The organism is Flavihumibacter stibioxidans, assembly GCF_014332695.1.
GTDB lineage: Bacteria > Bacteroidota > Bacteroidia > Chitinophagales > Chitinophagaceae > Flavihumibacter > Flavihumibacter stibioxidans.
This window is the reverse complement of sequence record NZ_MBUA01000031.1, coordinates 1-20,144: the sequence shown is the minus strand read 5'-3', so window position 1 is coordinate 20,144 and position 20,144 is coordinate 1. Positions and strand designations below refer to the sequence as shown.

At 47.1% G+C, this 20,144-nt stretch carries 18 protein-coding genes; 6 read left to right on the top strand and 12 right to left on the bottom strand.

Going from position 1 to position 20,144, the window contains the following annotated elements; all coding sequences use genetic code 11:
- Positions 1 to 1,134 carry a lactonase family protein gene (locus tag BC349_RS19080; RefSeq protein ID WP_187258395.1) on the top strand — a complete coding sequence of 378 codons (1,134 nt, stop codon included), beginning with the start codon at positions 1 to 3 and terminating at the stop codon, positions 1,132 to 1,134.
- A 14-nt stretch (positions 1,135 to 1,148) separates the two neighbouring features.
- Here BC349_RS19080 and BC349_RS19075 read toward each other — a convergent pair whose 3' ends face one another.
- Both BC349_RS19075 and BC349_RS19070 read right to left on the bottom strand, forming a co-directional pair.
- A complete protein-coding gene (locus tag BC349_RS19075; RefSeq protein ID WP_187258394.1) occupies positions 1,149 to 2,549 on the bottom strand; it encodes a serine hydrolase domain-containing protein in 1,401 nt (466 codons plus the stop codon).
- 7 nt (positions 2,550 to 2,556) lie between these two features.
- Positions 2,557 to 3,594, bottom strand: a complete 1,038-nt coding sequence (locus BC349_RS19070; protein WP_187258393.1) for a DUF4421 domain-containing protein — start codon at positions 3,592 to 3,594, stop codon at positions 2,557 to 2,559.
- 75 nt (positions 3,595 to 3,669) lie between these two features.
- Between BC349_RS19070 and BC349_RS19065 the strand changes: the two genes are divergently transcribed.
- A complete protein-coding gene (locus BC349_RS19065) occupies positions 3,670 to 5,565 on the top strand; it encodes an ABC-F family ATP-binding cassette domain-containing protein (protein WP_187258392.1) in 1,896 nt (631 codons plus the stop codon).
- Here the strand turns inward: BC349_RS19065 and BC349_RS19060 are convergent, their stop codons facing one another.
- Both BC349_RS19060 and BC349_RS19055 read right to left on the bottom strand, forming a co-directional pair.
- The gene (locus tag BC349_RS19060; RefSeq protein WP_187258391.1) at positions 5,566 to 6,786 is read right to left on the bottom strand and encodes an MFS transporter; all 1,221 of its coding nucleotides are present in this window, start codon (positions 6,784 to 6,786) and stop codon (positions 5,566 to 5,568) included.
- Between the two features lie 61 nt (positions 6,787 to 6,847).
- Positions 6,848 to 7,594 carry a DUF4197 domain-containing protein gene (locus BC349_RS19055; protein ID WP_187258390.1) on the bottom strand — a complete coding sequence of 249 codons (747 nt, stop codon included), beginning with the start codon at positions 7,592 to 7,594 and terminating at the stop codon, positions 6,848 to 6,850.
- A 126-nt stretch (positions 7,595 to 7,720) separates the two neighbouring features.
- Here BC349_RS19055 and bamJ point away from each other — a divergent pair, with 126 nt between their 5' ends.
- A complete protein-coding gene (gene bamJ / locus BC349_RS19050; protein WP_187258389.1) occupies positions 7,721 to 8,446 on the top strand; it encodes a BamJ family beta-barrel-assembly machinery protein in 726 nt (241 codons plus the stop codon).
- Positions 8,447 to 8,497: 51 nt separating this feature from the next.
- Here bamJ and BC349_RS19045 read toward each other — a convergent pair whose 3' ends face one another.
- The 4 genes from BC349_RS19045 to BC349_RS19030 form a co-directional block, all read right to left on the bottom strand.
- Complete coding sequence (locus BC349_RS19045; protein ID WP_187258388.1) at positions 8,498 to 8,878, bottom strand: PKD domain-containing protein; 381 nt, start codon at positions 8,876 to 8,878, stop codon at positions 8,498 to 8,500.
- Between the two features lie 63 nt (positions 8,879 to 8,941).
- Positions 8,942 to 9,952 (bottom strand): potassium channel family protein, encoded by a 1,011-nt coding sequence (locus BC349_RS19040; RefSeq protein WP_187258387.1) that lies wholly within the window; start codon positions 9,950 to 9,952, stop codon positions 8,942 to 8,944.
- A gap of 10 nt (positions 9,953 to 9,962) precedes the next feature.
- Positions 9,963 to 11,624 carry an alpha-glucan family phosphorylase gene (gene glgP, locus BC349_RS19035; protein WP_187258386.1) on the bottom strand — a complete coding sequence of 554 codons (1,662 nt, stop codon included), beginning with the start codon at positions 11,622 to 11,624 and terminating at the stop codon, positions 9,963 to 9,965.
- 69 nt (positions 11,625 to 11,693) lie between these two features.
- Complete coding sequence (locus tag BC349_RS19030) at positions 11,694 to 12,665, bottom strand: hypothetical protein (RefSeq protein ID WP_187258385.1); 972 nt, start codon at positions 12,663 to 12,665, stop codon at positions 11,694 to 11,696.
- Positions 12,666 to 12,769: 104 nt separating this feature from the next.
- Here BC349_RS19030 and BC349_RS19025 point away from each other — a divergent pair, with 104 nt between their 5' ends.
- Together BC349_RS19025 and BC349_RS19020 are read left to right on the top strand one after the other, a co-directional pair.
- Positions 12,770 to 13,444, top strand: coding sequence for a metal-dependent transcriptional regulator (locus BC349_RS19025; protein WP_187258384.1), 675 nt, complete (start codon positions 12,770 to 12,772; stop codon positions 13,442 to 13,444).
- On the top strand, positions 13,422 to 15,305 hold the full coding sequence (locus BC349_RS19020) for an Nramp family divalent metal transporter (protein ID WP_187258383.1): 1,884 nt from the start codon (positions 13,422 to 13,424) through the stop codon (positions 15,303 to 15,305). The genes BC349_RS19025 and BC349_RS19020 overlap by 23 nt, the downstream gene beginning before the upstream one ends.
- Positions 15,306 to 15,323: 18 nt before the next feature.
- Here BC349_RS19020 and BC349_RS19015 read toward each other — a convergent pair whose 3' ends face one another.
- Positions 15,324 to 15,932, bottom strand: coding sequence for a Crp/Fnr family transcriptional regulator (locus BC349_RS19015; RefSeq protein WP_187258382.1), 609 nt, complete (start codon positions 15,930 to 15,932; stop codon positions 15,324 to 15,326).
- A 5-nt stretch (positions 15,933 to 15,937) separates the two neighbouring features.
- Complete coding sequence (locus tag BC349_RS19010; protein ID WP_187258381.1) at positions 15,938 to 16,438, bottom strand: Crp/Fnr family transcriptional regulator; 501 nt, start codon at positions 16,436 to 16,438, stop codon at positions 15,938 to 15,940.
- A gap of 200 nt (positions 16,439 to 16,638) precedes the next feature.
- Between BC349_RS19010 and BC349_RS19005 the strand changes: the two genes are divergently transcribed.
- The gene (locus tag BC349_RS19005; RefSeq protein WP_187258380.1) at positions 16,639 to 17,874 is read left to right on the top strand and encodes an isocitrate dehydrogenase (NADP(+)); all 1,236 of its coding nucleotides are present in this window, start codon (positions 16,639 to 16,641) and stop codon (positions 17,872 to 17,874) included.
- A gap of 39 nt (positions 17,875 to 17,913) precedes the next feature.
- Here the strand turns inward: BC349_RS19005 and BC349_RS19000 are convergent, their stop codons facing one another.
- Complete coding sequence (locus BC349_RS19000; protein ID WP_187258379.1) at positions 17,914 to 18,174, bottom strand: hypothetical protein; 261 nt, start codon at positions 18,172 to 18,174, stop codon at positions 17,914 to 17,916.
- A gap of 22 nt (positions 18,175 to 18,196) precedes the next feature.
- Positions 18,197 to 20,144, bottom strand: a 1,948-nt coding sequence (locus BC349_RS18995) for a beta strand repeat-containing protein (protein ID WP_187258378.1), incomplete at its 5' end; no start/stop codon positions are given.

Sequence of the window (20,144 nt, the reverse complement as noted above, 5' to 3'; positions counted from 1 at the left end):
ATGATTAAGAAACTGCTACTATCCTTTATTATCATTGCAGGTACACAGGCGTTAAAGGCACAACAATATTTCCTGTTTACGGGAACCTATACCACAGGCACCAGTGAAGGAATTTATGTGTATAAATTTGATGCGGCCACCGGAAAAATAAGCCCCGCAGATACAGCAAAGGGAGTTCAGCAACCCTCCTATCTCAGTTTGTCGGCAGACGGCAATTTTCTGTATGCTGTAAATGAAAGCGGAGGGAAAGAACCCGGACAAATCAGCGCATTCTCATTCGACAAGGCCAGCGGGCGGCTGACCTTCCTCAATAAGCGCCCGTCTTTTGGCGACTATCCATGCTATATAACAGTATCCAATAACCGAAAATGGGTAATTGCAGCCAATTATGGCGGAGGCAATTTTGTAGCCTATGCAGTCAATGCGGATGGTAGCCTGTCGGATAATTACCAGGTAATACAACACGAGGGTAATGGTCCCAACAAGGCCCGCCAGGATGCCCCTCATGTACACTCAACCATCTTGAGTCCGGACCAGCGTCATTTGCTGGTTTCAGACCTTGGCACCGATAAAGTGATTGCCTACCGCTTTAATGAGAACGCTGTAACAAACCCGCTTAATCCTGTTCCTGCTCATATTGCCATGGTGCCGGGAGGAAGCGGCCCCAGGCACCTCGAATTTCATCCCAATGGGAAATGGGTTTACCTGATGGAGGAACTATCCGGCCAGGTCAGCGCCTGGAAATACCATAAAGGGAAAATGAGGCCTATCCAACGCGCGGAAGCACATCCGGAAGGATATACAGGTGACCGTGGCAGTGCTGACATACACCTCAGTCCCGACGGGAAACACCTGTATGCGTCAAACCGATACCAGGCCAACAACCTGGCAATTTTCCGGGTCAATAAAAAAACAGGCATGCTCACACCGGCGGGATTTCAGGATGTAATCGGCAACAAGCCCAGGAACTTTGTTATTGAACCAACCGGCAGGTATATACTGGTTGCCAATCAGGAAAGCAATGATTTCAGGGTTTTCCGGCGAAATGAAACAACCGGATTACTTACACCCACAGAAACCGTGGTTACAGTCGGTAACCCGGTTTGCCTGAAACTGTTAAGGATACAGGACTAAGAGGTTGTCTTTGCTCAGGGGAATGCCGCCAGCACCCGGGTCATAAAACCTTCCGTATCGAACCAATTGCTCCCCGCAGTCTGCCCCAACCTTACCACTACAAGTTTCCTGGAAGGAAAGATCATTACCATCTGGCTTTCATGTCCGCTCAGATAGATCATATCGGCAGGCAAAGCCGGGAAGGTACGGTTGCCGGATCCTGCGGGTTTACCTGCGTTTAACCAGAACTGGTAGCCATATTCCCCTTTGGGTGCCACCGAAACTGGTGTGGAACTTTGTTGTACCCAGCCTTCCGGCAGTATCCTTTCATTGTCCCAGTAGCCATCCCGGGCATATAGCAGACCAAACCTTGCCCAGTCGCGGGCAGTGGCAAACATATAGGAGGAGCCGACAAAATTCCCCGCAGCATCGGGTTCCATCACGGCGCTGTACATACCGGTTTTATGAAACAGGGCTTCAGCAGGAAATGCCTGGTAGGCATCCTCCCCAACTGTTCGCCTGATAATACCGGAAATAATATTGGTATTCCCGCTGCTGTAATAAAATACGGAACCCGGTTTGTCTTTAAGAGCATGTTCAGCAGTATATCCACCCATATCGGCTTTCCTGAACAGCATATTGGTAGCATCGGTAGCTTTGGAATAGTTTTCCTCAAACGCAAGGCCTGAAGTCTGTTGAAGCAGGTTTTCTAGTGTAATTTGTTCACGGCCATCCTTAACTGATCTCCATGCTGGAACCGGCGCCGGAGCTTTCACATCCAGTTTTCCCTGTTTTACAAGAATCCCAACGAGGGCACCGGTTACGCTTTTGGCCATGGACCAGCTTAAGAGCCGGGTATGACGGTCAAAGCCGGGTGCATACTTTTCCTCCACCAGTTGTCCATCATAAAGAACCACTACCGCCCTTGTCCGCCATTTTTTTTCCTGGTCCTGTTCCGTAAAGGCATATTGCACGGCATCGCGCAAACGCTGCCGGTCAATACCAGCCGGAAAACTGTCTGGCAACAGATCACCCATCGGCCAGGCAACAGTATCCGGATTAATGGCCGGAACCCTTGCCAGTTTAACAGGCTGTTTCCGCACTTCCTCTTCACTCAGTTCGTTGAGCAGCGTACACCCCAATCCGGTCCTGAAAATCGCTTTTTGTTTTGCCATTCCAAAAACGGTAGCGGTTACTGAACTGTCTTCTCTGTTTAAGCTAACACCAGCCAGACTTAAAGGGTAATTCCCCAGTTCTTCCCCTTCAACGGAAGCAACTGTCCGGCCACTCAGGTAAACACAGGAACAAACCATTTTGGCACTGTATCCACTAATGATCGGGAAGGCCTGCCAGGCGTATCGCACACCATAGGCAAGAACGGCAACCAGGATAAATAACAGGGAATATTTAAAAATGGAACCGGTGCTTTTTTTCATACAATCTTTATTTAGGATCCAGCCATTTAATTTTTCGTTTCAGTTTGGGACCGGGCAAAAACCTTTTTACCAGGGTAAGCCGATAGTTCCCCGTATTGAACTGGTAATCCTGCCTGGAACTGGCACCTCTCACGGAAATACTGTTGCCCACTACGGAAATATTCATATTCCAAACCCTGCTGTTATATCCCATTACACCCCGGTAAATAAAATTGGGACTGATACTGATCTTGTCACTGGTTCCTTTTTCAGAGAATTCACGCGACAGGCCAATATTGGCATTAAAAGTTGCTGCGCCCGTCAGGAAAAAGTGCCTGGCTGCCACTAACGTATATGCGTAACCGGCACCCGGGCCCAGCTCAACGAACCTGATCCTGCGAATATCCCGCTGGCTGTAGGAAACACTTAGCAGTGAAGGTACGATGGCGCTGTCGGCGGAAATCGAGCCGGCATAAATTTCACCTCCAACCAGCCAGGTGCCTGCAGATTTTTTCTGCCATTCACTTTGCAGCATGGCTGCCCTGTATGAAAACCGGTCTCCATTCCTCAGGTTATAAACAGCCAGGCCAAACAGTGAAATCCCCAGGTCGGGACGAACATAGAAGCTACGGGTATCATTATTACCCAGCCCCTTGGGAAAAAGAAAATAGCCTTTGTAAAACTGTCCGAATACATCTATCGACCAGTTTCGTGTATACACATGACTTTGCAGATCAAGCCATTTGGTAGTCCCTTTATCTTTATCCCGGTTCAAAAAGGGAAATCCATAAGCCAGGTTGATGGTTAATGACCGGTAGGTTGCTCCCACCCCCATATTAAGCGTGGTATTGGGCCGGTAACGCAGGTCAGCAATTTTCCTGTTGCCTTCCAGTATGATGGATGTGTATTTCTGGGAGAAATAATATCGTCCAGTCAGGTAGGGATCAAAGGTTTCGATGTAGTTGCTGTCGGCTTTTTCAGCCCTTGCCACCCATTTTCTTTCCTGTACGTAGCCGGTCAATGGCATCAGGGCCATCAGGCACAACAAGCATTTAGAAAGCATCATATGACGAATTAAGGCCATGCACGAAAGAGCAAATTTGCAGGAATTATATGTAAAACCCCGACTTATCTTTGCAGTATGCATTATGTTTCTGTAGAAAGTTTAGGTAAGAGTTATGGTATCAAGCCGTTGTTTTCAAATATTTCCTTTCACATTGAAGAAGGCGATAAAATCGCCCTGGTTGCCAGGAATGGTTCAGGCAAGTCAACCCTGCTGAAAATCCTTGCTGGTAAGGAAGTGCCGGATTCCGGAAAAGTATGGATTAATAAAGATGTAACAGTGGCCCTTTTTGACCAGGAGCCTGAATTCATAGATTACTGGTCGGTGCTGAATAATATCTTTCACCACGATCACCCCATACTGAATGCCATCAAGGCATTTGAAGCTGCCAACGAATCAGAGGACCCGGTGGCGCTGAATGCGGCCATCGTCAGGATGGACGAAACGGGAGGCTGGGATTTTGACTCGAAAGTAAAACAGATTCTGGGCAAGCTGGATATCCACAACCTGTCACAGGCTGCGGGAACATTATCGGGCGGGCAAAGAAAACGGGTTGCATTGGCAAGGACCCTTATTGATATAGGGTTTGAACATAAGCACACCTTATTGATCATGGATGAACCCACCAACCACCTCGATGTACAGACCGTAGAGTGGCTGGAACATTATCTCAACCAGGAAAAAGTTACCCTGCTGCTGGTAACCCATGATCGTTATTTCCTGGATGCCGTTTGTGAGGAAGTATGGGAACTGGATGGTGATGACCTCTACATTTATAAGGGGAATTACGAACAGTTCATGGAAAGAAAAGCCGCCAGGATTGAACAACAGGCTTCCAGCATAGACAAAGCCAGGAACCTGTACCGGAAGGAACTGGAATGGATGCGCAAGCAACCCAAGGCCCGCACCACCAAATCAAAAAGCCGGATCGATAGTTTTTACGAGGTGGAAGCAAAGGCCAAACAAAGGCTGGAGGATCAGCAACTGCAACTCCAGATGAAGATGAACAGGCTGGGTGGCAAGGTGATCGAACTAAAAAAACTACACAAACAGTATGGAGAAAAGACCATCCTGAAAGGGTTTGATTATACCTTTAAAAAAGGTGACAGGATCGGTATCGTGGGAAAGAATGGCGCTGGAAAATCTACATTCCTCAATATTCTGCAGGGAATCGACCAGCCGGATAGCGGCAAGGTTAATATTGGCGATACAATTGTATTTGGTTATTATTCCCAGCAGGGATTGCAATGGAAGGAAGACATGCGGGTGATTGAATATGTCAAAACTTTTGCAGAAAGTTTTCCCCTGGCTGATGGTGGAAGCCTGAGTGCCGCACAATTCCTGCAATTATTTCTGTTCAACCCCGATCAGCAATACAGTTATATCAGCAAACTTAGTGGTGGTGAAAAGAAGCGGCTTTTATTGCTGACCATCTTATTCAGGAATCCCAATTTCCTGATCCTGGATGAACCTACCAATGACCTTGACCTCCCGACACTTGCCGTCCTGGAAAACTTCCTGTCAGAATTTCAGGGTTGCCTGCTGATTGTTTCGCACGACCGTTATTTCATGGATCGGCTGGTAGATCACCTATTTGTATTTGAAGGGGAAGGGAATATCCGTGATTTCCCCGGAAACTACAGCCAGTTCAGGATCTGGCAAAAAGAACAGGAGGAACTGGAAGAACTGAAATCACAGGCGCCCCCGATTATCCAGGCCGAAAAAGAAACTGCAACCACAGCATCCCCGGCCGGCAAAAAGAAACTCTCCTTTAAAGAGAAGAGGGAGTTTGAACTGCTGGAAGAAGCAATAGCAGCCCTGGAAAGGGAAAAAACCGTATTGGGTGAAAAACTTGCAGCGGGGCAATTGGAGTACAGTGAACTGCAACAGATTTCTGAACGGATCGGAAAAGTATCCCAGGAACTGGAAGAAAAGGAAATGCGATGGCTGGAACTAAGTGAATTGGCGGGCTGATCAGCTGCGATGAAAGCCCACCCTGTTTTTTAGTTGCCAGAAAATGATGGCAACCAGAAAACACAGCCCCCCGATCACGAACCAGGTAAAGCGGAAACCGGAATGTTCCGCGAGTTGCGCAGACAGCATCGGGCCAAGGGTCTGCGCTGCTGACCATGCCATGGTATACAGTGCCGCATATTGTCCACGATTGTGGTCACTGCTTCTGGCAATCCAGAAACTATTCATAAACGGCATGGAGAGGATTTCCCCGAAAGTAATCAGGGTAATCAGCAAAATTGCCACAGCGGGTCCAATCGGCCCCAATCCCAGTAACAGGTAAAACAAAGCAACCATCGCCACGCCGCCCGCAATATAGGCCACCTGGCTTCTTCTGCCCTCCAGCCGGTGGATGATTACCATTTCTACCAATACAATGATCAAACCATTTATTGCCATCAGCATCCCGATAAACGGTTCTGAAAAATGAAGTACCTGCTTAAAATAAACGGACACATTGGTAAAGAGCTGGAAAAAACAGGCAGCAAACAATGTAACCAGCACTACAAACAACAGGTAGGTTCTGTCCTTGTAGGCAGAATCTTTTCCCCCCTCATGTGCCACTTTTTTCCGGCTTACGGTAGCACCTGCTGCCGCCAAACCCAGGAATTTCCACATCAGGATGGCTGCAAAAAAATTGGTAAACCCATCCAGCCAGAACAACCACTGGTAGCTGAATTTTGCAATTATGCCCCCGAAGGCACTGCCTACGGCCCATCCCAGGTTTACTGCAAGCCGGTTGAGCGAATAAGAACGGGTCCTGTTTTCAGGTGTGCTGTAGTAAGCAATGGCTGTTGAGTTGGCAGGACGGAAGGCTTCATTGACGAAACTTAACAGGAAAGTAAAAATACATATGGATGGAAGGCTCTTCATTTGTCCAAGGATCCAGAAGAGCACTGCCCCGCCCAGTAAGGCCATCATCTGGACCTTGTAAAAACCAATTCTGTCGGTAAGCCTTCCACCGAAATATGCGCCGGCAAAGGCCCCGGCACCAAAACACCCAAACACAAATCCGGCTTCGCCTATGGAATACCCCATTTCCGGACTGGTCATGTACAGCGTCAGAAACGGCACCACCATAGTTCCGCTCCGGTTGATCAGCATGATCAGTGATAGCAGCCAGGTTTCGCGGGATAACCCGGAGTAGGCATTTCGATATGCGGAGATGGTTTTGGCGATCATTACGGGCCGCAAATTAACCCCTAAAGCCTATTGATTCAAACCGTTCAACAAAACGGGCTTCCTATGATCCGCCAAAAACCTTTTTCAGGATATCATTAACCCTGGCAGCGGGATTGGTACGGATCTTTTTTTCTTCATCTGCCACATAATAGAAAATGCCATCGATCGCCTTGCCGGTAACAAAGGAAGAAAGGTCGGGATTCACCGGCCGCAGGGTGAATTTGTTATAAGCATCGAAAACATCTTTCCAGTATTTGGTGGCGCCGGTCTTTTGCAGGGATGACTCAATAACGGGTTTGAAAGCAGCGATCAATTGGGGAGAAGTTGATGACCGGAGATATCCGGTGGCTGCGGTATCAGCCCCCTTTAAAATTCCCATTGCATCCTGCACGGTCATCTTTTTAACCGCATCAACAAAAATGGGGGCAGCTGACTTGGAGGCATCTTCTGCAGCCCTGTTGATGCTTAAGATGGCATCATCCACCAGTTTGCCCATACCAAGCTGCCTTAGCTTCTGTTCCACTTTAACGGCTTCCGGAGGCAACAGTACTTTAACTGCAGCATCCCTGAAAAATCCATCAGCGGCAGACAGTTTACCGGTACTGTTATTGGTACCTACCACAAGAGCCTCCTTAAGTCCGGAGATGATCTCATCCGTACTCAGGGAACTTCCGCCGGTTTTGTCTTTGACTTTACCGAGCAGTCCGCCGGCTTTTTTGAGTAGTCCATCGCCACTGCTGTCTTTTGATTGGGCAAAACCAACAGTAATGATAAATAATGCAGCCGCAGAAAGGAAAAGTTTTCGCATAGGGAGTATTTAGATGTAAACGATAAGGGCAAATTAATAGTATCCCTGAAAAGCAGGGAACTTATTCTGTTAAAAAATAAACAACCCTCTTAAATTGTATTAATTTCGATCCCACAAAAATAATCTATGCGAAAAACCCTTTTCACATCCGGCCTGGTTTTAGCCGCTGTCATTTCAATGGCACAGGCAAAAAAAACCACCGCCAAACCTGTTGCAAAACCAATATCCAAACCGACACCACCCGCACCTCTTATGAAAAATGCAACTGACTCTGTCAGTTATGCCATTGGTATGAGCCTGGCTTCTTTTTATAAAGAACAGGGAATTACGAATGTTAATCCAAGCCTGGTTACCAGGGCGTTGAACGATGCCATGAAAGGTCAAAAAACATTGCTCACCGAAGAACAAATGAATATGAGTATTTCAAATTATCTCCAGCAACTTAAAAAAGAAAAAGCTGCTGCTGCAAAAAAGGCCGGCGAAGAATTCCTGGCTGCAAACAAGACCAAACCTGGTGTGGTAACACTTCCGAGCGGTTTACAATACCTCGTGGTAACTGAAGGAACAGGCCCCAAGCCTGCGCTTACCGATAAGGTTAAGTGCCATTACCATGGAACACTGATAGACGGAACCGTATTTGACAGTTCGGTTGACCGGGGACAGCCGATTGATTTTCCTGTTAATGGTGTGATCCGTGGATGGGTTGAAGCATTGCAATTGATGCCTGCAGGAAGCAAGTGGAAATTGTTCATCCCTTCAGACCTGGCATATGGTGACAACCAGGCGGGTGCTAAAATCGCCCCGGGATCTACCCTGATATTTGATGTAGAGCTGATTGAAATAGTTAAGTAAGTCAAAAATGAGTAGTGAGTATAATCTATAAACTCACTACTCATTTTTTTGCTAATCTTTTATGGTCATCTTGATTTCGTCAGTAGCCATACTACCCTTGTCATCTGTTACACTCAGGCGGAAAACATATTCTCCCTTTGTAACTCCATTGATGGCAGTAATGGCGGCCTGGGGATTCACTATGGTTACAGCGGGTCCGCTAACCTGATTCCACTGGTACCTGGAAATGATTCCATCCAGTTCACGGGAAGAAGTTCCATCCAGTTGAACGAATTCCTTCGCCGAATATTTAAGGTCTTCACCGGCATTCGCCTGGGGTGGAAGATTATTTACAGTATTGGCTGATTTTTCCTGTTTTACGCCCTTTACCGGGTCATTTAACTGGAAAGCGAGCGTGGAAAGAACCGAAGCGATCAGAATAATTGATTTCATAGCACGGATTTTTTATATTTCCTTAACGCAGGAAAATATCCATTATTATGCCAGAAATCGATTTTAACCGGTGATATTTCCCTTCATCTGTTCAATCTGCTGCCTTGTGCCCAGTACAAATACTTTTGCGCCGATAGTAATCAGGGTGTCTGCGGGTGGATTTATCATAAATTTACCATCTGCTTTTTTTATACCAATACAGGTGACGCCGGTTTTATTCCAATGCATCACTTCTCTCAGGCTTTTATCGCGAATGATCTCCGGCAGTTGCAAATAATCTACCGACTCAATATGAATGGCTTCCCCTTCTTCCCCGCTGATATAGTCAATAAATTCTATCACATCAGGTTTGGAGACCAGGGTTGCCATATGGGTACCACCAATTTTGTCCGGCATAATGACATGGTTGGCACCGGCTTTTTTAAGTTTGGGGGCAGCGGTGCTATCTGAAGCCCTGCTGATGATCCTGATATGGCTGTTCAGTGACCTTGCGGACAAGACGATGTACACATTATCAGCATCTGCGGGAAGGCTTGATATAAGCGCATGTGCCCTTTCTATTCCGGCTTGTTTCAAAAGGTCGTCGTTGGTGGCATCGCCGGCCAGGTATAACAGGTTGGGGTGCTCCCTGATGAATTGCTCAATCAGTTCCTCTTTTTTTTCTATCACCACAAACTGCTTGTTATGGAACCCCAGGGTCTGGGCAGCCTGTTGCCCGTTCCTGCCGAACCCGCAGATGATTACATGATCCTTCAGTTTTTCAATGGCCTTCATGGTTTTACGATTTTTGAAATACTTATTGATTTCTCCATTGATGATATACTGAATGATCCGTGTAATGGCCCATGCCAGGGAAACCCAGCTCAGGATCAGCATGCTGATGGTGAAAAGTCTGCCTTGATCTGTCAGGGGCCTTACTTCGGTAAAACCAGCCGTTGTAATGGTAATTACCGTCATGTACAATGCCTCCACAAACCTGAAATCCTCCACCAGCATATATCCGATGACCCCGATTGAGGCCACCAGAAACAGCAGGACGAAAGGCTGCAGCAATTCCCAGGCTTTGCTTTGCATCTGTCAAAAGCTATTCTGCATTATACAGCAGGTCATAATATTCATGTGCCATCCGGTTACTTTCAAACTGGTAACGAACATCGCGCATACCATTTTTCACCACCTGGCGCCAGGTATCACGATTGCTGTAATACAATGGCAAAATCTGGTCTTCCAGGATCCTGTAAAGCATTTTCAGGTCATACTCATCCTGCTCCTGTGTGTTCATATTGGCATAATCACCTTTAGCAATCACAAAGCCATTATTACCATGGTTTACAAACTCAGGTATCCATCCGTCATCAGTACTGAAATTAGCTGCACCATTCATTGCGGCAGTCATGCCACTTGTTCCGGATGCTTCACGGGGTACCCTCGGATTGTTCAGCCAGAGGTCGCCTGCCTGTTTCATTCTCTTGGAAAGGGCCAACTCATAACCTACCAGCACGGCCATGTTCCGGTAATTCCGGCTCAGGTGTACCAGGTGGTTGAAATCGTTGATGGCAGGATAGTCCATCGGGTATGGCTTCCCAGCCCAGATGATCTGTACCGGAAAATTTTTACTTTCCATCAGTGCCGTGAACCTTGCGATATCACGGGTAATCAGGTCTGCTCTTTTATAGCCGGCAAAACGACGGGCCCAGACGATGGTAAAAACATTCGGGTCAAATACCTTTCCTGTCTGGTCGGCCACAATTTCAAAAGCTCTTTTCTTGAGATAACGTTTACGGTCATCCCACAAATAATCATTGCCTTCTTCCATAAACCGGTACAATTGCTTATCGGCCCAATAATGCCAGTTCTGGGCGTTGGTAATGGAAAGAATTGGACATATTCCACTGTATTTCTCCCACATGGCGCGTGAAACATGGCCATGCAACTGGGAAACACCATTGGCTATCCTGGCGAAACGCAGGGCCACCAGCGAATGGTTAAACTGGTCATCGTGAATGCCGGTCAATGTCCTGACCTCATCCACGCTAAGTCCGCAGAAATAACTCATCTTATGGCAGAGATAGATATCATGTTTTTCATTACCTGCTTCCTCCGGTGTGTGGGTGGTGAAAACAAGCCTTTTTTTCACTTCATTGAGGTTATTACCAAACTTGCGGTAGAGGTAAAAACTTGCACTGATTCCATGTGCTTCATTGAGATGGTATACATCGGGCATAAAACCGATTTCATCCATCAATTTTGCACCACCTACACCCAGCAGAATGAACTGTGCTACTTTGGTAGCCACATTCGCATCATATAAGCGATGCGTGATGGTCTGGGAAACATAATCGTTCTCCGGCAGGTCGGTGCTCAGCAGAAATAATGGTGCGGACTTGAATGTTTCCGGGTTCAGGTACAATACTTTCACCCAAACCGGGTGATCGTGTATGGAAATCTGGAACTTGATACCCGTATCCTCCAGGAAACTGTATTGCTTTTCCATCCAGGTCACCTGCAGGGTCTGGTCCTGGTTGCGCGCCTGGTCATAATAACCATATTTCCACAAGATGCCGATGCCTACAAGATTCTGACGAAGTTCATATGCACTCCGCAGGTGTGAACCGGATAAAAAACCCAGGCCACCGCTATATATTTTTAACGGCTGATGAACCGCAAATTCCATTGAGAAATATGCTACCTTTTTAGAATAACTGTCTTCACCCTGGTACGGAACTTTATAATTTCTAAAACTCATATGGAACGATTTCTATTTCTAATGTGTAGATTTTACGCAATTTAGAATATTATTTAACAACACGCCTCATCACTTCTTTTTCCTTCCGGAGGATGTCGTCTTTTTCTTCCGGGTATAGGATCCTTCGAAAAAACATTTAATGTCGCGGTAAGAGCCGCAACCTTCCACCTCCTTCATTCGGACAGTATTTCCGGAAAAAGTGAAGTCTATCACACAGGGTCCATTCCCCTCGGTAAACCTGGCCGAATTGGCACCGGTTAACCTGGCCTCTCCTTTCAGTTCACCCCTGCAATCTCCGCCATCCTTTTCAAAATGTATGAAGAAATACAGGGAGCCGCTGCTTTTGCCGTTTCTGAAAGAAACGATATTTCTGGCACCCTGAAGGTAATCTCCTGCAAGTTTATGTGTGGAGGAAAGGGTATCGATCGGGTTGATAATCTTTTTCGTTGCCGTTTCCTGGTCGTTGGACTCCGTCAGTATCAACGTAAATACACCTGCGGTATTATACACATAAACTTTTTTACTGTAGGTAACCTGTCCATCTCCGGCAGTTTTTTGCCTCAGGGTGGTGATGGTATATTTACTGTCAAAATTGGCCACTGAATGATCATTCGGTTTCGGGGTGCCGTTTACCTGTACAGCAGGCATGGAGGTTACAAATTTCTCTTCATTAAACACCAATATATACCCGGCCCTTCGCGCGCCCTGTTCCGCTTTTATAAACAAATAGGTCTCCCCGTCTTTTACAACCGATTTACCAAGGGGAAACAGCCTGGGTTTTCCAGTTTTTCCAAAAACAGGCCTCAATACACTATCAGGTACAAACTGGGAAAATATTCTGTTGCCGATACGCAATGAATCCGGCGATTTACGCAACAGACCGGTATCGGCCAGTTGGTAGGGCAGTTTCAGATCAGGAAAGAACTCAATAAAATCAGACACTTCCACCTTTTCGGTATCGAGCATCTGCTTCTTTTTTTCTTTGCAGCCAAACAATGAAAACAACAATAAAACCAGAATGGCCCGATAGTTCAGGTACATAGGAGATCATTTCCGTGAGGAGCTAAAATAATCCTTTTCAAATTCCGGACATTTTTTGTTTGTTCAATTTTTTTTAGATTTGTCTAAACTAATATTTAGTCGAATTGAAATATTCAAGCAGTAAGGAAAATTATATCAAGGCAATTTTCCACCTCCAGCAGGAAGAAGAAGTGGTGAGTACAAATTCCCTGGCCAGGGCGCTTTCCACCAAACCGGCATCTGTGACCGACATGCTGAAAAAGCTAAAGACGCAGAAATTGCTTCAATACCAGCCATACAAGGGGGTTAAACTGACGGGGGAGGGTAAAAAGCTGGCCCTGCTGATTATCCGCAAACACCGTCTCTGGGAACTTTTCCTGGTAGAGAAGCTTGGTTTCGGATGGGAGGAGGTACATGAAATAGCCGAAGAACTGGAACATATCAGCAGTAAGAAACTGATTGACCGCCTTGATCAGTTCCTGGGGAACCCAAAAACCGACCCACACGGCGACCCGATTCCCGATAGTCTGGGCAGGATGCCGGAAATACAGCAGACCTGCCTGCTGGACCTGCCGCTGAATATACCGGCAGATATTATCAGCGTCAGCAATCAGTCCACCAGCATGCTTGATTTGTTGAAGCACAACAAAATCGGGATTGGCACCAGGCTGGAAGTGATCAAACGTTTTGATTTTGACCGGTCGTTGGAAATCAGGATCCCGATGATGCCGGATTTGACCATCAGTGAACAATTAGCAGCCAATTTATTTGTAGCCTATGTTGCAGCAGCAAAAAGATGACCTCTCCCTCAGCGAAGTCCATGGCACGGTAGACACTACCGGTCAGAAAGGCTTCTGGAAAAAGGTTTTGTCATTCCTGGGGCCGGCATACCTGGTAAGTGTGGGATATATGGACCCCGGAAACTGGGCCACTGACCTGCAGGGTGGCAGCCAGTTCGGTTATTCATTGCTGTGGGTACTGCTGATGAGCAACCTGATGGCCCTCCTGCTTCAAAGCCTTTCGGCAAGGCTTGGAATTGTTAGGGGGCGCGATCTTGCGCAGGCTAACAGGGAAGCCTACCCGCCTGTAATTAATTTTTTGCTGTATATACTGGCTGAAATTGCCATTGCCGCTACAGACCTTGCCGAGGTACTGGGAATGGCCATCGGTCTGCACCTCCTTACTGGTATACCAATTGCCGGAGGGGTTGCCATTACGGTACTTGATACCTTCCTGCTGCTGTATCTCCAGAAACTCGGCATACGGAAAATGGAGCTATTCATCATCGGGCTCATTTCCATCATCAGCATCTCCTTCCTGGTGGAAATACTGATGGTAAAACCCTACCTGCCTGAAGTGGCAACCGGACTCATACCATCCCTCCCTAATGATACCGCATTATATATAGCCATCGGGATCATCGGTGCCACAGTAATGCCACATAACCTTTACCTCCATTCTGCGCTTGTACAAACCCGTAAGATCAGGGATGATGATGACGCCAAAAGAAAGGCAATCAGAATGAATATATTCGATAGTGCAATTGCCCTGAACCTTGCATTTTTTGTCAATGCTGCTATCCTGGTTCTGGCTGCCACAGCCTTCTATAAGACCGGGATGACAGGTGTGGCAAAAATTGAAGACGCCCATCACCTGCTGGAAAACCTGCTGGGAAGTAAACTGGCCCCTGCCCTGTTTGCGATTGCCCTGATTGCAGCCGGACAAAGCTCCACCATTACCGGAACCCTGGCCGGACAGATTGTGATGGAAGGCTATCTCAGGCTGAGAATCAACCCATGGTTGCGAAGAATCCTGACCCGCCTGCTTGCCATCGTTCCCGCCTTGTTTGTCATCTATTATTTTGGGGAGGATGAAGTAGACGCCATGCTGGTACTAAGCCAGGTGGTACTAAGCCTGCAACTGGGATTTGCCATCATTCCGCTGATACATTTTGTAAGCGACCGGGAAAAGATGGGCAATTTCACCATTGGTCCGGTTACAAAAGTCCTGGCCAGCCTGATAGCCGCCATCCTCGTTTATCTCAACCTCCGGATGGTGATCGGGGAAGCCGCCAGGTATATTGGTCAAAGCGGCAGTTATGTGATAGATGGTCTCATCATAGCAGGTTTATTGATCCTTGTCCTCCTGCTTGGAATTGTCACTTTTTTCCCATTCTGGGGAAAGAAAAAACAGTCTGTACCGGTAGCCATCCATGAAAATATGCGTTCACTTGACCTTGAAAAGATCAACCCCTGCCAACGAGTGGCAGTTTCCCTTGAATTCAGCCAGCACGACAGCAAACTAATCACCTATGCGCTTTCACAAATTCAAAAAGGCTGCACCATCATACTGATCCATGTGGTGGAAAGTGTTACCGCCCGCCTTTACGGAAGTGCGAGTGAAGACATGGAAACCAGGCAGGACGAAATGCAGCTGCAGGCCTATGTACAGCAGCTTGAAGCGCTTGGGTATAAGGCTGTAGCCAGACTTGGTCACCAGGAAAGAAGTGCTGAAATAGTCAGGTTAACAAAAGAAGAAAACGCTGAACTCCTGGTTATGGGGGCCCATGGCCATAGCGGAATGGAAGACATACTCTATGGCGACACCATCAACAAGGTTCGCCATGAACTTCGCATACCTGTTCTGGTGGTTAATGTGTAAAGCCGGCAAAAGGGTATTTCATTTCCGTGTACGTAACAAATGTTTCAGCCTGCTGAAAGTTTCCGGCTTGATGTTCAGGAAGGAAGCGATGTATTTCTGGGGAACCCGTTGCAACATGTCGGGATTGCTGTGCATGTATTGCAAAAACCTCTCCCTTGCATTAAGCCGCACGTGCGAAAGATCGCGCAATTCCTTACGGATGTACATTTCTCCGATTATTATCCTGGCGAGTTTATTCAGCTCAGGCATTTCAACATACAGTTTTTCCAGATCGTCTTTGTGAAGGGAAAGAAATACGCAGGGCTCAATGGCTTCAACGATACATTCGGATGGCTTGCCTGTATGAAAGGAAAGTTCGGAATGTATAAAATGATTTTCGGTTGACAACTGCAGGGTTATTTCCTTCTTTCCTGCCAGAATGTATTTACGGGCCACTCCTTTTATAATATAGTTAAAGAAGTGATCCACCTCCCCGGATTTCACCACTGCGGTCCTCCTGTCAAAATGCCGGACAGTAAAATACCCCGACAGTTTTAGAAACTGCTCAGGACTCATACCTGTATATCCGTTTATATACAGGTATAATGCCTGAAGGGATGATTCATATTTTTTAAACTCCTGGGGCATCTTTATCAGGTATTTTCGGAAGCCTCTGCCATCAGTTTTTTATAACGGCTTAATGTTTCTGGTTTTATGTTCAGCATTGAGGCGATGTATTTTTGCGGCACCCGGTGCAGGAGGCCTGGCTTTTCAGCCAGCAGTTGAATAAACCTTTCCTTGGGACTTCTCACCATCCTTATAATATCCCAGCGTTCCTTATACAGCATCCATTCCAGTGATATCAGCCTTCCCATTTTTTCGAAATTGGCACTGAAATCATACATGGTTTCAAGTGATGATTTGGTAAAAAAGGCCAGTGTGCAGGGCTCCAGGGTTTCAATCACAAATTCCGAAGGAACCCCCGACAGAAAGGACACGCTGGAAGAAACCAGGTCTCCCTCCATGCTGATTTGTACGGTCACCTCCTCCTGGTCACGGTAGAAAAACTTCCTCACCAATCCCTTTTGAATAAAATAGACATGTTGTTCCATATCTCCAACCTTTGTCAATACCTGCTTTGGGGAACATGTCATTACCTGTAAATGTTGCATGAACAACTTTTCCTCCTCCCTGGTAAGTGAGACAAACCTTGAAACATATGAATAGAGATTTGGTGTCATCGTTGACATAATTAATGCAAATCTACTACAAAGCTGTATTTGACATTTTTATCATTTGTTATTTTACTCATTTACCTTAGGTTTGCAGACTTGCATCAATAAATCAGGCAACTATGAGTACAAAAATCAAAGTAGCCAATCCGGTGGTAGAACTGGATGGCGATGAGATGACACGAATCATCTGGCAATTCATTAAGGACAAACTTATCCTTCCCTACCTGGAACTGGACATCAAATATTATGACCTTGGCATAGAACACCGCGATGCCACCAATGACCAGGTAACCATCGACGCAGCCAATGCTATCAAACAATACGGCGTTGGCATCAAGTGTGCTACCATCACTCCCGATGAAGCCCGCGTAAAGGAATTCAACCTGAAGCAAATGTGGAAAAGTCCGAATGGTACTATCCGCAATATTCTTGATGGAACCGTTTTCCGCGAGCCAATTGTTATCAATAATATCCCCCGCCTGGTAACAAACTGGACGGCCCCGATCATAGTTGGCCGTCATGCATTTGGCGATCAGTATCGTGCAACCGACACCGTTATTAAAGGCAAAGGAAAACTCACTATGACCTTCACCCCGGAAGATGGTGGTGAACCCCAGACTTTTGAGGTGTACAATTTCAAGGGCGATGGTGTGGCCATGAGCATGTACAATACCGACGAAAGCATCATGGGTTTTGCCCGCAGTTGCTTTAATATGGCGCTCAGTAAAAAATGGCCCCTTTACCTGTCCACAAAGAATACCATTCTTAAGAAATACGATGGCCGGTTCAAGGATATATTCCAGGACATCTATGAAAACGAGTTCAAGGCAGCATTTGAAGCGGCAGGTATTGTGTACGAGCACCGCCTGATCGATGACATGGTTGCCAGTGCGTTGAAATGGAATGGCAATTTTGTTTGGGCCTGCAAGAATTATGATGGTGACGTGCAGAGTGATACCGTGGCACAGGGATTTGGTTCCCTTGGTTTAATGACCTCTGTACTGATCACACCCGATGGTAAAACCATGGAATCAGAAGCAGCACACGGAACTGTTACCCGCCACTACCGTGACCACCAGGCTGGCAAGCCTACCTCAACCAACCCGATCGCATCCATCTTTGCGTGGACCAGGGGTCTTGCTTTCCGCGGAAAGCTGGATGGCAACCAGGCATTGATCGATTTCTCCAATGCACTGGAAGCTGTATGTATAGAAACTGTGGAGAGTGGAAAAATGACCAAAGACCTCGCAGTATGTGTGCATGGAAACAAAGTGAAACTAGGCGAACATTACCTCAATACCCAGGAATTCCTTGACGCCATCGATGAAAACCTGAAAAAGAAAATGGGCCTCTAAAGAAAAAAGGTGTCTGAAAATTTCAGACACCTTTTTTTATTATTGTTTGGGACCGCTGGCCGGTTGGGCATTGGGTGTTTGGGCCCTCTGTCGCTCTGCCTGCTGCATCCGTTCTTCGTTTTGCCTGGCCTGAGCCCTCAGTTGCTGAATCTTCTGATCCATAATAAACTTATCCTGTTTTGGATTGCGGTTACTGGGCAGGTTTGATTTCGCGACCGGCCTGCCGGATTGGGCCTGCATTTGCTGCGAAGCTGCCAGCACCAGCATTATAACCATCAGTGATTTTCCAATATTTTTCATGATATCAAATTTTACAGGTTGATTATTTTACGCTAACAAGTACATTGATTTTACCTACACCATTTCCATTGAAATCCTGCAGGGCTTTTCCAAGCACCTGGCCAACCTTCACCTTATCAGGATCCGCTTTCATGGCCACGCCGGAAATGGATGAAGTTACCAGCATGTCTCCTCTTTTAATAGCACCGCCTTCCAGGCATACTTTTGTGGGAATCACACCAATCACACCCATGGGAACACCATAATCAAGTGTATTATTAACAGCTTCCTCCTCGGTTAACAACACTCCAGGCCTGGTTGCGTAAACGCCTGCCACAAGTGTTGAATAAGGCCCTGAAGACTTTACCACTTTACGATCCGAGTCTGTTGAAATCTCCAGGACGTCGCCCGCTTCATACGTATTTACTGAACCCTCCACATTAAAAAACTCTGCCACATCGGCTCCGTTAATCTGGGTTCCGCCATTAAAATAGCCACGTCCGGCTTTATCGATTCTCGCCACATTGGTATTGCCGATCTGGAATTTTGCCAGGTCACCGTTTCCGGCCACACCCAGGCGGGCAATCAGGGCCGTACCGTTCTGTCCAACATAGCCGAAACCGTCATCTGTATTGGCTTCTGCCAATACTCCTATACCATCCTGTGACATACCTCTGACACCTGCATATGTACCCCAGTTCGTACCGTTCACGGCAGCGGCTGAAGATCCGAAACCGACACCGGTAATTGCTTCACCAATACCCCAGTTAACACCGTACACACCGGTTTTATCATCCGCAGCGGTAGCACCATATACGCCATGACCTTTCACCGATGATGCAACCAATCCGTTGTATTGTTCATTGGACACATAAACGGCATCATTTGTATTGGTACCATTTGTTATATCAAAGAAAGCTGCCATACCATTGGTGCTGGTTCCATATATACCCGCACCATCGGTGCTCGTACCCGAAACCCCATAAAAGGTACCTGACCTGCCTGCCACACCTGTACCATCGGGTGCGGTACCCAGAATTGCTGTACCATAGTTTCCTGCATGGGAACCAAAAACAGCATAAGCGTTTCCGGAAGTTGAATTTACCGTGCCGTGTAATGCCGCCGCATTTAAACCTGGCGTAACTGCAGTCAGACGACCTGCAATACCAATAGCATTTACCCCGGCAGAGCTGTTCACCCCAGCAATGGCAGATCCGAAATCCGTGTTGGTCAGACCAAACATATCAGATGAGCTGGCAGCACTCGCAGTGAATGGGAAAGTCAAGCCGCCACCTCCTGCATTATCTGCAGCGGGCGCCCAGTTGGTTCCATTATATTTCAATACCTGTCCGCTTGTTGGTGCGGTAACAGCTAAGGAAACGCCGTTTATTTTGCTGACAACCGGGTTCGGATAAGTTCCGGACAGGTCTCCGCCGGCAGCACCGCCCGGAGGCAGGGACGCAGGGATCACACCCGGTGCCAGTTTTGCTGCAGTAATAGATGCATCCGCCACTTTGGAAGTGGTGATGGCGGCATCAGCAACCTTAGCGGTTGTTATTGCATTCGCAGCAATTTTATTAGCAAGGATTGCATTGTCAGCCACTTTGGTGGAACCAACAGAAGCATCTGCCAGTTTGGTTGATGTAATAGCTGCATCCGCCACTTTAGCTGTGGTTACCGCATTGGCGGCAACAGTCGGATTGGGATAAGTACCGGTGAGGTCGCCACCCGCTGTTCCGCTCACAGGCAAAGATGTGGGAATCACACCAGGAGCCAGTTTCGCGGCGGTGATGGAACCGTCTGCAACTTTAGGTGTTGTGATGGCCGCATCAGCAACTTTAGCAGTAGTTACCGCATTGGCGGCAACAGTCGGATTGGGATAAGTACCAGTGAGGTCGCCACCCGCTGTTCCGCTCACAGGCAAAGAGGTGGGAATCACACCAGGAGCCAGTTTCGCGGCGGTGATGGAACCGTCTGCAACTTTAGGTGTT

Coding starts and splice junctions, on each gene's coding strand:
- BC349_RS19080 (WP_187258395.1), top strand. CDS start 1: ATGATTAAGAAACTGCTACTATCCTTTATTATCATTGCAGGTACACAG.
- BC349_RS19075 (WP_187258394.1), bottom strand. CDS start 2,549: ATGAAAAAAAGCACCGGTTCCATTTTTAAATATTCCCTGTTATTTATC.
- BC349_RS19070 (WP_187258393.1), bottom strand. CDS start 3,594: ATGATGCTTTCTAAATGCTTGTTGTGCCTGATGGCCCTGATGCCATTG.
- BC349_RS19065 (WP_187258392.1), top strand. CDS start 3,670: ATGCATTATGTTTCTGTAGAAAGTTTAGGTAAGAGTTATGGTATCAAG.
- BC349_RS19060 (WP_187258391.1), bottom strand. CDS start 6,786: ATGATCGCCAAAACCATCTCCGCATATCGAAATGCCTACTCCGGGTTA.
- BC349_RS19055 (WP_187258390.1), bottom strand. CDS start 7,594: ATGCGAAAACTTTTCCTTTCTGCGGCTGCATTATTTATCATTACTGTT.
- bamJ (WP_187258389.1), top strand. CDS start 7,721: ATGCGAAAAACCCTTTTCACATCCGGCCTGGTTTTAGCCGCTGTCATT.
- BC349_RS19045 (WP_187258388.1), bottom strand. CDS start 8,878: ATGAAATCAATTATTCTGATCGCTTCGGTTCTTTCCACGCTCGCTTTC.
- BC349_RS19040 (WP_187258387.1), bottom strand. CDS start 9,952: ATGCAAAGCAAAGCCTGGGAATTGCTGCAGCCTTTCGTCCTGCTGTTT.
- glgP (WP_187258386.1), bottom strand. CDS start 11,624: ATGAGTTTTAGAAATTATAAAGTTCCGTACCAGGGTGAAGACAGTTAT.
- BC349_RS19030 (WP_187258385.1), bottom strand. CDS start 12,665: ATGTACCTGAACTATCGGGCCATTCTGGTTTTATTGTTGTTTTCATTG.
- BC349_RS19020 (WP_187258383.1), top strand. CDS start 13,422: ATGTTGCAGCAGCAAAAAGATGACCTCTCCCTCAGCGAAGTCCATGGC.
- BC349_RS19015 (WP_187258382.1), bottom strand. CDS start 15,932: ATGCCCCAGGAGTTTAAAAAATATGAATCATCCCTTCAGGCATTATAC.
- BC349_RS19010 (WP_187258381.1), bottom strand. CDS start 16,438: ATGACATGTTCCCCAAAGCAGGTATTGACAAAGGTTGGAGATATGGAA.
- BC349_RS19005 (WP_187258380.1), top strand. CDS start 16,639: ATGAGTACAAAAATCAAAGTAGCCAATCCGGTGGTAGAACTGGATGGC.
- BC349_RS19000 (WP_187258379.1), bottom strand. CDS start 18,174: ATGAAAAATATTGGAAAATCACTGATGGTTATAATGCTGGTGCTGGCA.